12 protein-coding genes are annotated in these 12035 nt (G+C 69.9%); 6 read left to right on the top strand and 6 right to left on the bottom strand.

Annotation, left to right across the window (positions count from 1 at the left end; genetic code table 11):
• Positions 1-32 precede the first annotated feature (32 nt).
• The 3 genes from dnaJ (at position 33) to MQE23_RS20515 (ending at position 3078) form a co-directional block, all read left to right on the top strand.
• A complete protein-coding gene (gene dnaJ / locus MQE23_RS20525; protein WP_020269598.1) occupies positions 33-1220 on the top strand; it encodes a molecular chaperone DnaJ in 1188 nt (395 codons plus the stop codon).
• A gap of 5 nt (positions 1221-1225) precedes the next feature.
• Positions 1226-1678, top strand: a complete 453-nt coding sequence (locus tag MQE23_RS20520; RefSeq protein WP_020269597.1) for a helix-turn-helix domain-containing protein — start codon at positions 1226-1228, stop codon at positions 1676-1678.
• Positions 1679-1956: 278 nt separating this feature from the next.
• A complete protein-coding gene (locus tag MQE23_RS20515; protein ID WP_037666760.1) occupies positions 1957-3078 on the top strand; it encodes a substrate-binding domain-containing protein in 1122 nt (373 codons plus the stop codon).
• Here MQE23_RS20515 and MQE23_RS20510 read toward each other — a convergent pair.
• Entirely contained in the window at positions 3071-4279 is a 1209-nt protein-coding gene (locus tag MQE23_RS20510; RefSeq protein WP_243379788.1) for a DUF418 domain-containing protein, read from the bottom strand. The genes MQE23_RS20515 and MQE23_RS20510 overlap by 8 nt on opposite strands.
• A 218-nt stretch (positions 4280-4497) precedes the next feature.
• Between MQE23_RS20510 and MQE23_RS20505 the strand changes: the two genes are divergently transcribed.
• On the top strand, positions 4498-5541 hold the full coding sequence (locus tag MQE23_RS20505) for a LuxR C-terminal-related transcriptional regulator (RefSeq protein ID WP_243379786.1): 1044 nt from the start codon (positions 4498-4500) through the stop codon (positions 5539-5541).
• Here the strand turns inward: MQE23_RS20505 and MQE23_RS20500 are convergent.
• From MQE23_RS20500 to MQE23_RS20490, 3 genes are all read right to left on the bottom strand, one after another.
• Complete coding sequence (locus MQE23_RS20500; RefSeq protein ID WP_020269593.1) at positions 5504-6490, bottom strand: helix-turn-helix transcriptional regulator; 987 nt, start codon at positions 6488-6490, stop codon at positions 5504-5506. The two genes, MQE23_RS20505 and MQE23_RS20500, sit on opposite strands and share 38 nt — an antisense overlap.
• Positions 6487-7506: a hypothetical protein gene (locus MQE23_RS20495; RefSeq protein ID WP_051185449.1), complete on the bottom strand. Its 1020-nt coding sequence runs from the start codon at positions 7504-7506 to the stop codon at positions 6487-6489. Before MQE23_RS20495 ends, MQE23_RS20500 begins: the two co-directional genes overlap by 4 nt.
• Before the next feature lie 82 nt (positions 7507-7588).
• Complete coding sequence (locus MQE23_RS20490) at positions 7589-7753, bottom strand: hypothetical protein (protein ID WP_243379785.1); 165 nt, start codon at positions 7751-7753, stop codon at positions 7589-7591.
• A gap of 54 nt (positions 7754-7807) precedes the next feature.
• On the opposite strand from MQE23_RS20490, the gene MQE23_RS20485 reads away from it, so the two are divergent.
• A complete protein-coding gene (locus MQE23_RS20485) occupies positions 7808-8143 on the top strand; it encodes a hypothetical protein (protein ID WP_020269590.1) in 336 nt (111 codons plus the stop codon).
• A 207-nt stretch (positions 8144-8350) separates the two neighbouring features.
• On the opposite strand, the gene MQE23_RS20480 is transcribed toward MQE23_RS20485, so the two are convergent.
• Positions 8351-8767, bottom strand: coding sequence for a TIGR03618 family F420-dependent PPOX class oxidoreductase (locus tag MQE23_RS20480; protein WP_020269588.1), 417 nt, complete (start codon positions 8765-8767; stop codon positions 8351-8353).
• Between the two features lie 103 nt (positions 8768-8870).
• Between MQE23_RS20480 and clpB the strand changes: the two genes are divergently transcribed.
• Positions 8871-11468, top strand: a complete 2598-nt coding sequence (gene clpB, locus MQE23_RS20475; protein WP_020269587.1) for an ATP-dependent chaperone ClpB — start codon at positions 8871-8873, stop codon at positions 11466-11468.
• A gap of 9 nt (positions 11469-11477) precedes the next feature.
• On the opposite strand, the gene MQE23_RS20470 is transcribed toward clpB, so the two are convergent.
• Complete coding sequence (locus MQE23_RS20470; protein ID WP_243379783.1) at positions 11478-11951, bottom strand: hypothetical protein; 474 nt, start codon at positions 11949-11951, stop codon at positions 11478-11480.
• Positions 11952-12035: the final 84 nt, after the last annotated feature.

Raw genomic sequence — 12035 nt, 5'->3', positions numbered from 1 at the left:
ATAGCGGACGAAGGGAAGGAGGGGCGTCGAGGATGAGCACCAAGGACTTCATCGAGAAGGACTACTACAAGGTCCTCGGCGTCCCCAAGGACGCCACCGAGGCCGAGATCAAGAAGGCGTACCGGAAGCTCGCCCGCGAGTACCACCCGGACGCCAACAAGGGCAACGTCAAGGCGGAGGAGCGCTTCAAGGAGATCTCCGAGGCCAACGACATCCTCGGCGACCCCAAGAAGCGCAAGGAGTACGACGACGCGCGCGCCCTCTTCGGCAACGGCGGTTTCCGCCCGGGGCCGGGCGGCGCGGGCGGCTCCTTCAACTTCGACCTGGGCGACCTCTTCGGAGGCGGCGCCCAGGGCGGCGGCCAGGGAGCCGGCGGCTTCGGCGGCGGACTCGGTGACGTTTTCGGGGGCCTGTTCAACCGCGGCGGCGCGGGCGGACCGGGGACGCGTACGCACCCGCGGCGCGGCCAGGACATCGAGTCCGAGGTCACGCTCAGCTTCACCGAGGCGATCGAGGGCGCGACCGTCCCGCTGCGGATGTCCTCGCAGTCGCCCTGCAAGGCCTGCTCGGGCACCGGCGACAAGAACGGCACACCGCGGGTGTGCCCGACCTGCGTCGGCACCGGGCAGGTCGCCCGGGGCAGCGGCGGCGGTTTCTCCCTCACCGACCCCTGCCCGGACTGCAAGGGCCGCGGCCTGATCGCGGAGAACGCCTGCGAGGTCTGCAAGGGCAGCGGCCGGGCCAAGTCCTCGCGGACCATGCAGGTGCGCATCCCCGCGGGCGTCAGCGACGGCCAGCGGATCCGGCTGCGCGGCAAGGGAGCGCCGGGCGAGCGCGGCGGCCCGGCGGGCGATCTGTACGTGGTCGTGCACGTGGACTCCCACCCGGTGTTCGGCCGCAAGGACGACAACCTCACCGTCACCGTCCCGGTGACGTTCGCCGAGGCGGCCCTCGGCGGCGAGGTCCGGGTGCCGACGCTGGGCGGCCCGCCCGTCACGCTGAAGCTGCCGCCGGGCACGCCGAACGGCCGTACGATGCGCGCCCGGGGCAAGGGCGCGGTCCGCAAGGACGGCACCCGCGGCGACCTCCTGGTCACCGTCGAGGTGAGTGTTCCGAAGGACCTGACGGGGAAGGCTCGTGACGCGCTCGAGGCGTATCGCGAGGCGACCGCGGGTGAGGATCCGCGGGCGGAGCTGTTCCAGGCCGCGAAGGGAGCATGAGTCAGATGGACGGTCGTCGACGCAACCCGTATGAACTGACCGAGGAGACCCCGGTCTACGTCATCTCGGTGGCGGCCCAGCTGTCCGGCCTGCACCCGCAGACCCTGCGCCAGTACGACCGTCTGGGCCTGGTGTCTCCGGACCGCACTCCGGGCCGGGGCCGCCGCTACTCGGCCCGCGACATCGAACTGCTGCGCACCGTCCAGCAGTTGTCGCAGGACGAGGGCATCAACCTGGCGGGCATCAAGCGCATCATCGAACTGGAGAACCAGGTCGCCGCGCTCCAGGCCCGGGTGGCCGAGTTGGAGGACGCGCTCGACGGCGCGGCGGCGGCCATGCGGCAGCGCGAGGCGGCGGTGCACGCGTCGTACCGCCGGGACCTGGTGCCGTACCAGGAGGTCCAGCAGACCAGCGCGCTGGTGGTGTGGCGGCCGAAACGGCAGCAGCAGTCGGACTGACGCGACTGACGCGCGTACGCCTGTGAAAGGGGCCGGGAGGAGACTCCCGGCCCCTTTCCTATGTCTTGGGCTGTCTTGGGGCGCTTTCGCCGGGCCTCCTGTGGATGACCGGATGGTGCAAGTCACTTGGCGGTGATTCCGCAGAGTCTTCACAACTGCTGCGGAGCGTGGTGTTGTCATCTCGTTAAGTGGTTCCGCTTGACGCTGGGGGGCGCACCCGCGTTGGCTTTTCAGTCACATGGGCCACAAAGTGCGCCCACGTCCGAATCACACGCGAAGTGAGCTCCCGCATGCGCCGTCGTATCTCCATATCCGTGGCCGCGGCCGCGATGTCCGTCACGCTCGCCGGCTGCGGCGTGCTCAACGCGACCGGGAGCAGCGACGAGGCGAGCCCGACCAAGGGCAACGACATCACGGTGGGCCTGCTGCTCCCGGAGAAGGCGAACACCCGGTACGAGAACTTCGACTACCCCATCATCAAGAGGAAGGTCGAGTCCCTCACCAACGACCGGGGCCGCGTCGAGTACGCCAACGCCGAGGCGAGCGCCGACACGCAGGCGGCCCAGCTGCAGCAGATGATCGACGACCGGGTCGACGTGATCCTGCTGGACGCCGTCGACTCGCACGCCATCGCCGGCGGCGTGCAGAAGGCCAAGGACGCCGGCATCCCGGTCATCGCCTACGACCGGCTGGCCGAGGGCCCGATCGACGCGTACATCTCCTTCGACAACGAACTGGTCGGCGAGGTCCAGGGGCGCACCCTGCTGGAGGCGATCGGCGAGAAGGCGAGCCTCTCCGACAAGATCGTGATGATGAACGGCTCGCCGACGGACCCGAACGCCAAGCAGTTCAAGGCCGGTGCGATGTCCGAGCTGAACGGCCAGGTGACGATCGCGCAGTCCTTCGACACCAAGGACTGGAAGCCGGAGAACGCCGAGGCCAACATGGCCGAGGCGATCGGGAAGATCGGCAAGGACGACATCGCCGCGGTGTACTCCGCCAACGACGGCATGGCGGGCGGCATCGTCAAGGCGCTTCAGGCCGCGGGCGTGACCGACCTGCCGCCGATCACCGGGCAGGACGCGGAGCTCCCGGCGGTGCAGCGGATCATCACCGGTGACCAGTACATGAGCGTGTACAAGTCGTACCCGCAGGAGGCCGAGAACGCCGCGGAGATGGCCGTGGCCAAGGTCCAGGGCCGGGACATCCAGTTCGCCGCCCTCGCCCGCGACAAGGTCGACAGCCCCACCCACAAGGGCATCCCCGCCCATCTCGTGCCGGTGGTCGCCCTGACCAAGTCCAACATCAAGGACACGGTCGTCGCCGACGACATCTACAAGCTGTCGGACATCTGCACGGCGAAGTACGAGTCGGCTTGCGAGGCGATCGGCCTCAAGTAGGCAGGGCCGGATCGGGTTCGGACGCTCGCGCCGGGCCGGCCCGTCCCGGGCGTCCGGCCAGCGTGATCGCCCGGAGCAGCCACTCGGCGGGCCCGTGCCGGAAGCGTCGTGTCCACGCCGTGCTGAGAGCGAGCTGGAGCGCGTACACGGCGCCCGCGAGCACCAGCACGGCAGCCGCTCCCACCTGCCCGTAGAGGGACAGGCCGTACGCCGTGGCCACGAACATCATGATGAGGGACTGCCCGAGGTAGTTCGTGAGGGCGAGGCGGCCCGCCGGGACGAACAGCCGCTGGAGCCGGTCTCCCCACGACGACTCCAGGAGGAGCAGCACCAGGCCGGCGTACGCGGCCGACAGGGCGGGTGCCGTCAGCATGCCGATGCCGATGCCCAGGAAGTGCCATCGGTCGTCCAGCGGCCCCTGTGCGGCGGAGGCGAAGAAGACGGCCCCCGGGACTCCGACGACCAGTCCGACGGCCGTGATCCGGAGCAGCTGAGAGCGCTCCGCTCCGCCCGGTGCGAGCAGGCGCCGCTTTCCCGCGGCCAGGCCGAGGAAGAACGCGGCGAGCACGCCCGGAGCCATGAGGAGAACGCCGAGGAGCGCGAGGGGCAGCCGGTCCAGGTTCTCCCGCAGGACCGTGCCGGCGCTGCCGTGGTAGGCGGCCACGGCCCTCTCGATCTCCTGCTGAGGGGCGGACTCCTCGTCGTCCGCCCACCCGGCCAGCGCCCCCAGCCCGGTGAGGAGGACACCGAAGACCCCGTAGATCCAGGCGGCGGCCTTCACGGCGGTGGCCGGCCTGATCCGCCGCGCGCACAACAGGGCCAGTCCCAGGACGCCGTACGCCATGAGGATGTCGCCGTCGTACAGCAGGACGGCGTGCACCACACCGAGCAGCACCAGGCCCAGGGACCGGCGCAGGAAGCGTGCGGTGACGTTTGCTCCGTCCCGTTCGGCGGAGAGCGTCTGCAGGGTGAAGCTGTAGCCGAACAGGAACGAGAACAAGAGGTAGAACTTGCTGGCCGCGAACGCCGTCACCAGCCACATGGCGACCTGGTCCCCGAGGGGCGCCCCGGGCTCGCGGACCCCTTCCGACACATAGGGACTCATGATCTGTGCGCTGTTGACCGTAAGGATGCCCAGCAGGGCGAAACCGCGTAACGCGTCGACGGCGGGAAGACGCCGAAGGCCGACTCGTGTCCGCATGCTCACGGGGCCTCCCGCCGCCGGTAGACCTGCCCGGTTGCAGATCGGCTGCATTCGCACCACCCCATCTTGCTGTAACAGCCCATGAGGGGGCTGCACATACAGGAAGTAAGTGGGGCGAAGAGCGGTGCCGGTGTCGTGAAGCCGTGTTGCGGAGCAGGTCCGGTCCGCGCATAGTTGCGCTGCGAAGGACGGCGAAACCGGGGGTGGGATCGGCGATGGCCGGGCACGGGGTGGAAGAGCATCCACATGGTGCCGACCGACTGTGCGAGGCCGGGGATCGGGTGTATTCCCGGGCCGTACGGCGGGGCCGCGTGCCGCGCCGGGACGCTGATCCGGTGCCCTGCCTGCTGGAACTCGCCCTGCTGCATCCGGACCCCGACGACATGGACTGGCTGGTGCCGACCTCCCCTCAGGAGGTCATGACCCGGCTGCTGCGCGGGATGTACGACGAGGTCAGCGCGAGCCAGCGGCGGGTGGGTTCGGCCGTGGCGGCGTTCGAGTGGTACGCCGGGCTGGGGCGTCAGGTGCAGCCGGCTCCGCCCGCGGCCGAGGGCTCGGCGATCCGGGTGCTGGACGGGCTCGCCCGGATCCAGGCCGCGATGGACGAGGCGACCCAGGCGTGCACGACCGAGGTGCTCACGGTGCAGCCGGGCGGCATCCGGCGCGAGGCGGAACTCTCCGAGGGGCTGCACCGGGCGCTGGCGCTGCGCAGCCGGGGCGTGCGGATGCGGGATCTGTACACGCATGTCGCCCGGCACGGGCAGGGGCTGCTGAACTATCTGGAGCTGATGGGCGACGCCGTGGAGGCCCGCACGCTGGACGAGGTGATCGACCGGCTGATCCTCTTCGACCGGACGGTGGCCTTCATCCCCGCCAACACCGACCGCACGATGGCCCTGGAGCTACGGCACCCGGCGATCGTCGAGTACCTGGTCACGGTGTTCGAGCGGCTCTGGCGCCTGGCCATCCCGCTGACCGCGCCGCTGCCCGACACCGGCATCGAGGGCATCTCCCACCGGGAGCAGTCGATCGCGGCGCTGCTGGCGGAGGGACACCAGGACGCGGTGATCGCGGAGCGGCTGGGCATAAGCGTGCGGACGTGCCGGGCGCACATCGCCCGGCTGTCGGAGACGCTGGGGGCGGCGAGCCGGACGCAGTTGGGTGTGCGGATCGCCCAGGCGGGACTCGACGGTGCGCCGCGGCCGACCGTCTCCCCGCCCCTCAGCGTTCCTGGTCAAGAATCCCGGACTGCCCGATGAGATAGCCCAGTTGGGCTCTGCTCTGACTGCCCAGCGTCGCCGCGAGCTTGGCGATGTGGACGCGGGCGGTGCGGATGTTCATGCCGAGGCGGTCGGCTATGACGGCGTCGGTGTGGCCTTCGGTGAGGAGGGCTGCGATGGCGCGCTGGCGTGCGGTGATGCCCTTCGGGGAGGGCTCGGGTGCGGCTTCGGGGAACATCGGGGTGGCCAGGCGCCAGAGGCGGTCGAAGGTGGTGGCCAGGTGGTCGACGATGGCCGGTTGCCGGATCTCCAGGGCGAGTCCGCCGTCCTTGTCGGCCGGGACGAAGGCCACGGTGCGATCGACGAGGATGAGACGGTCGGGGACTTCGTCCAGCGAGCGCGCTTCGACATCGCCCTTCAGACGTTCGTGACGGGCGGTGATCGTCGGGAAGTGGCGCATCGTGTGCGGGTACAGGGTGCGCAGGCGGCAGCCGCGGTCCAGCGCGGCCTGATCGCGGTCGAACGCCGTGGCGTCGGCCACCTGGCCGCGTTCGCCGGTGAGTCCGGCGCGGGGCTGGACGGTGACGGTTTCCTCAGAGGCTTCGGCCATGGCTTCGGTGATGGCCTGGTTGATCCGCTCCGTGCCGGTGAGCAGCCGGATCGTCGGGGTGTCGGTGACCGCGGGGTGCGGGCCGGCGAGCCTCATGAGGGAGCCGAATGTCTCGGCCAGCCGAGCCTCACGCCGCCGCTCGCTCGCGATCCGCTCCTCGGAGGTCCGCAGCAGCCGGTGCAGCGCGACGACCGGGGCGACGGGCTCCAGCCGGATCGGTTCGTCGACGGCAGGGTGCAGCAACCCCAGGTCGACGAGGCAGGGGGCGGCCTGGGCGTCCTCCGTCGGCAACTGCCCCAGCCGCAGGGCCCGTTCGTACAACTCCGTGCCCGCGGAGCACAGGTCCTCCATGCCGTGCTCGCGGTGCGGCGCGCTCACTCGGGCACTCCCTCCCGTTCCAGGATCCCCGACTGTGCGATGAGATAGCCGAGTTGGGCCCTGCTGCCGCTGCCCAGGAGCGAGGCCAGCTTGGCTATGTGGGCTCGGCAGGTACGCACGTTCATGCCCAGACGGCGGGCGATGGCCTCGTCGACGTGGCCCTCGACGAGGAGCTTGGCGATGGAGTACTGGATCTCTGTGATGCCGTCCGGCGCGATCTCGTAGGGAGTACTCTCGCTCAGCGGGACCGCACGGTTCCACATGAACTCGAACACCTTGATCAGGTAGCGGATGATCCCCGGGTGCCGCAGCTCCAGCGCGACCTGCTGGTCGTCGCGGGTGGGGATGAAAGCGACGGTCTCGTCGCAGATGATCAGGCGTTCCACCAGCTCGTCGATCGTGCGGTACTCCGCCTTGCCGTCGGCGAGCCGGGCGGAGTAGGCCAGTTGTTCCGGGTTGTACCGGGCGGTGTGCTGGTACACCGTGCGTATCCGCACACCGCGTTCTATCAACGGCCGGTCGCGCTTCATCCCCTGGAGGAGGCTGTGTTCGGACACGCGGTCGCTCGGTTGCAGCGTGAGCATCTCGCTCTGGCACTGGGACGTGGCCATGTTCAGCGCGGCGTTGATCCGCTCGCCGCCCTCCAGGACGGTGATGGAGTCGCTGGTCGTGGCCATCTGGGCGCCGAGCGTCATGAACGGCTGAAAGGTCTCTGCGAGTTCGACCGCCCGCCGCCTGCGCGCCGCTATCTCCTGTTCCAAGGGGTTGAGCTGCCGGGAGAGGGCCACCACAGGGGGAACCGGCCGAAGCCAGGTCGGGTCGTCGGGATCGGGGTGGAGCAGGGCCAGCTCGATCAGGCAGGGAGCGGGGTCGGCGTCCTCGCGCGCCAGGCGTCCGGCGCGCAGCGCGATGGTGTATAGACGGCCGCCTTCCTCGCACAACTCCGTAATCGGATGGGGATGTGTCGCATTAGTCTGATTCGATCCCAAATCTCCACCCCCCAGGGTCCTGAACATGCAGGAACATGATGCATTGATTCTGTGGCCATGACGTGCCCGAATGAGCCATCGTCGTATCTGACGGGGGAAAAGGGGACCTTCAAGTGAGGACGAAGCCGACTATGTGCAGCAGAATGCTTCGCTCGGTGCTTGTCGCCGCCTTCTCCGCCGCCGTGGCCCTGGGTGTGCTCGGGGGCTTCTCCGACGCGAAGGACGAGGTGCGGGCGAACAGTACCTGGCCTTCGGTGGCGGTGAACGCCGACACCGTCAGCAGTGGAAACCCCACGGCTTCCGGTGCTGACGAAGCCGGGAGCTGACCGTGACCACTCCACCCGACGACCGCTCCTTCCGCCGCGAAATGGCCACCGCCTACCGCTCCGGCTGGCACTTCATCGACCTGGTCACCGCCATCCCCCACAGCGGCGACTCGTTGATGGTGACCGTTTTCGGCGAGCCGGTGGTCGTCACGCGGGACGAGGACGAGGACGTACGGGCTTACCGGTGTCTGCGGCGGCCTCGGGGGGCGCCGCAGCCCGTGCGGTGTGCCGTACGGTACGGAATGATCTTTGTGAACCTGGACCAGAGGGACCACGAGCAGGTGGAAGCCGACTCTCCTGTCCCGAGGACCATCTCTGCCACCCCCCGCAGTGCCTGACGCGATTCCCCCGTCGTAACAGATCGCTCAGGTGCTTCCCCGCAGCGGCGTCACCGTGACCTGAACACGGTGACGCCGCTGCAGTTTCTGGGGACATTTCCGGGTATCACCCGAGTCGCGCAGTGGCCGGATCCAATCGATCATCGGTGTGGATTTTCACTTCGATCAACTTCTCCGTCGGCCGCGCCATCGCCACCGCCATCGCCCTCACCCTCGCCCCATCGCTCGCGTCAGCTGGATCTCGATCACCACGCGCGCGGGGTTCGGTGAGGGGGTCCGTCCGTAGCGTTCCGCGTAGCGGCGCTCCGCCTCCGCCACCCGCTCCGGTTCCGTGCGGACGAAGGCCCGGCCCTCCAGGGTCGCCCAGCGCCGGCCCTCCATCTGGCAGACGGCGACCGCCGCTCCCTGCTCCCCGGCGGCCAGCACGTGCCGCACCTTGGCGCTCGCCTTGTTCGTGATCACCCGAGCGAGCCGGGCCTCGGGATCGTATGTGACCCCGACGGGTACCACGTGCGGAGTGCCGTCCGGGCGGGGAGTCGTCAGGGTGCACACGTGCCGCTCCCGCCAGAAGGCGAGATACGGCGGGTCCGGGGCACCCGGATCGACGGAGTACTTGGTCGCCATGCCCCGGAACTTAGCCCCTGTCTCCGCCCCGAACCTTCCTTGAGTGCACTAGACTCAACTTTGTGCAAGTCGTTCGGGTCAGTGCAAGGAGGAGAACGCGAACGTGGACGCCGAGCTGACCAACCGGAGCCGGGACGCCATCAACGCGGCCAGCAACCGGGCCGTGACCGAGGGGCACCCCGACCTCACCCCAGCCCATCTGCTTCTCGCGCTGCTCCAGGGGCAGGACAACGAGAACATCACCGACCTGCTCGCCGCGGTCGACGCCGACCAGGCGGCCGTACGCGCCGGAGCCGAGCGCGTGCTCGCCGGGCTGCCCAGCGTGACCGGTTCCACCGTGGCGCCGCCCCAGCCCAACCGCGAGATGCTCGCCGTCGTCGCCGACGCGCAGGCCCGCGCCAAGGACCTCGGGGACGAGTACCTCTCCACGGAGCACCTGCTCATCGGCATCGCCGCGAAGGGCGGCGCGGCCGGCGAGGTGCTGTCCCAGCAGGGCGCCGACGCCAGGAAGCTGCAGGACGCCTTCCAGAAGACGCGGGGACAGCGGCGCGTGACCACGGCAGACCCCGAGGGGCAGTACAAGGCCCTGGAGAAGTTCGGGACCGACTTCACCGCCGCCGCGCGGGAAGGGAAGCTCGACCCCGTCATCGGACGGGACCAGGAGATCCGGCGCGTGGTGCAGGTGCTGTCCCGCCGCACCAAGAACAACCCCGTGCTCATCGGCGAGCCCGGCGTCGGCAAGACCGCCGTCGTCGAAGGGCTCGCCCAGCGGATCGTCAAGGGGGACGTGCCGGAGTCCCTCAAGGACAAGCGGCTCGTCGCGCTCGATCTGGGCGCCATGGTTGCGGGCGCGAAGTACCGCGGCGAGTTCGAGGAGCGGCTGAAGACCGTCCTCGCCGAGATCAAGGACTCCGACGGGCAGATCATCACCTTCATCGACGAGCTGCACACCGTCGTGGGGGCCGGCGCCGGCGGCGACTCCGCCATGGACGCGGGCAACATGCTCAAGCCCATGCTCGCCCGCGGTGAGCTGCGCATGGTGGGTGCCACCACGCTGGACGAGTACCGGGAGCGGATCGAGAAGGACGCCGCCCTGGAGCGGCGCTTCCAGCAGGTGCTGGTCGCCGAGCCGAGCGTCGAGGACTCCATCGCGATCCTGCGCGGCCTCAAGGGACGGTACGAGGCTCACCACAAGGTGCAGATCGCCGACAGTGCGCTGGTCGCCGCCGCCGCCCTCTCCGACCGGTACATCACCTCCCGCTTCCTGCCCGACAAGGCCATCGACCTCGTCGACGAGGCGGCCTCGCGGCTGCGGATGGAGATCGACTCGTCCCCCGTCGAGATCGACGAACTCCAGCGCGCCGTCGACCGGCTGAAGATGGAGGAGCTCGCGATCGGCAAGGAGTCCGACCCGGCCTCCCGCGAGCGCCTGGAGAAGCTGCGCCGCGACCTCGCCGACAAGGAGGAGGAGCTGCGCGGCCTGACCGCCCGCTGGGAGAAGGAGAAGCAGTCCCTCAACCGGGTCGGCGAGCTGAAGGAACGCCTCGACGAACTGCGCGGCCAGGCCGAGCGCGCCCAGCGCGACGGCGACTTCGACACCGCCTCCAAGCTGCTCTACGGCGAGATCCCCGCCCTGGAGAAGGAACTGGAGGCCGCCTCCGAGGCCGAGGAAGAGGTCGCCAGGGACACCATGGTCAAGGAGGAGGTCGGCGCCGACGACATCGCCGACGTCGTCGCCTCCTGGACCGGCATCCCCGCCGGGCGCCTGCTGGAGGGCGAGACCCAGAAGCTGCTCCGCATGGAGGACGAGCTGGGCAAGCGGCTCATCGGCCAGACCGAGGCCGTGCGCGCGGTCAGCGATGCCGTGCGGCGCTCGCGGGCCGGGATCTCCGACCCCGACCGCCCGACCGGCTCCTTCCTCTTCCTCGGTCCGACCGGCGTCGGCAAGACCGAGCTGGCCAAGGCCCTCGCCGACTTCCTCTTCGACGACGAGCGGGCGATGGTCCGCATCGACATGTCGGAGTACAGCGAGAAGCACAGCGTGGCCCGGCTGGTCGGCGCCCCGCCCGGATACGTCGGCTACGAGGAGGGCGGCCAGCTCACGGAGGCGGTGCGCCGCCGTCCGTACTCCGTCGTCCTGCTGGACGAGGTGGAGAAGGCCCACCCCGAGGTCTTCGACATCCTGCTCCAGGTGCTCGACGACGGGCGTCTCACGGACGGCCAGGGCCGCACGGTCGACTTCCGCAACACCATCCTGGTGCTGACGTCGAACCTGGGCAGCCAGTTCCTGGTCGATCCGATCACCAGCGAGGAGGAGAAGAAGGAGCAGGTCCTGGAGGTGGTGCGGACCTCCTTCAAGCCGGAGTTCCTCAACCGCCTGGACGACCTGGTCGTCTTCGCCGCCCTGACCAAGCCCGAGCTGGAGCGCATCGCGAAGCTCCAGATCGAACGCCTGGCCAAGCGGCTCGCCGAGCGGCGCCTCACCCTGGACATCACGCCCGAGGCCCTGGCCTGGCTCGCGGAGGAGGGCATGGACCCGGCGTACGGCGCCCGCCCGCTGCGCCGCCTCGTCCAGTCCGCCATCGGTGACCGCCTCGCCAAGGAGATCCTCTCCGGCGAGATCAAGGACGGCGACACGGTCCGGGTGGACCGTGTCGGCGACGAACTGCTGGTGGGCCCGGCGACGGGCAAGACGTTGTAGGACCGTCGATCACATCGTGAACGCCGAGAAGCGCACCCGCGCTGTCTCGGCGTTCTCGTACTCCACCCGCACCTGCACCACGTGCGCCCCGGCCGCGGCGGGCAGGCCGTCCTCGTGGCTCACGTCGAGACAGAGCGCCCCGCAGGAGGCGTCCGAGCGGGCCTCGGGCGCGTTCGGGTACGTCTCGCGCAGCCAGCCGCGCACGTCCTCGCGCGGCATCCGCAGCACCGCCGTGTACGCGGTGTCGATGCCCTGCTGCACCGTGCAGTTCCCGACCTGGGCGTGGGCCGGGGACGAGGCACCGCCGAAGGCCAGCGCCTCCGCGCAGGGCACCTCCTGCAGGGCCCCCTCGCGTGGATCCCCCTCGTCCGACAGGGCCCAGGTGAAGAGGCCGGCGGTCAGGAACCCGAGGACGAGCACCGGCACGGCCAGGACGGGCAGGATCAGCCGCCACCGCGTGTGACCCCTGCCCGGTTCCGCCACCGTGACCCCCTCCGTCCGTCATTCAGGAGGACGGTGTGCGGCACCTGGAGGTTGCGGTTGACCGGATCGTGTCAGCCATGGGCT

Origin of the sequence: Streptomyces sp. HP-A2021 (genome assembly GCF_022807935.1) — a bacterium.
GTDB lineage: Bacteria > Actinomycetota > Actinomycetes > Streptomycetales > Streptomycetaceae > Streptomyces > Streptomyces afghaniensis.
This window is presented reverse-complemented; position numbering and strand designations above follow the sequence as displayed.

Excerpts from the sequence above, each read along its gene's own strand:
- dnaJ (WP_020269598.1), top strand. The coding sequence starts at position 33 with ATGAGCACCAAGGACTTCATCGAGAAGGACTACTACAAGGTCCTCGGC.
- MQE23_RS20520 (WP_020269597.1), top strand. The coding sequence starts at position 1,226 with ATGGACGGTCGTCGACGCAACCCGTATGAACTGACCGAGGAGACCCCG.
- MQE23_RS20510 (WP_243379788.1), bottom strand. The coding sequence starts at position 4,279 with ATGCGGACACGAGTCGGCCTTCGGCGTCTTCCCGCCGTCGACGCGTTA.
- MQE23_RS20505 (WP_243379786.1), top strand. The coding sequence starts at position 4,498 with ATGGCCGGGCACGGGGTGGAAGAGCATCCACATGGTGCCGACCGACTG.
- MQE23_RS20495 (WP_051185449.1), bottom strand. The coding sequence starts at position 7,506 with ATGTTCAGGACCCTGGGGGGTGGAGATTTGGGATCGAATCAGACTAAT.
- MQE23_RS20480 (WP_020269588.1), bottom strand. The coding sequence starts at position 8,767 with ATGGCGACCAAGTACTCCGTCGATCCGGGTGCCCCGGACCCGCCGTAT.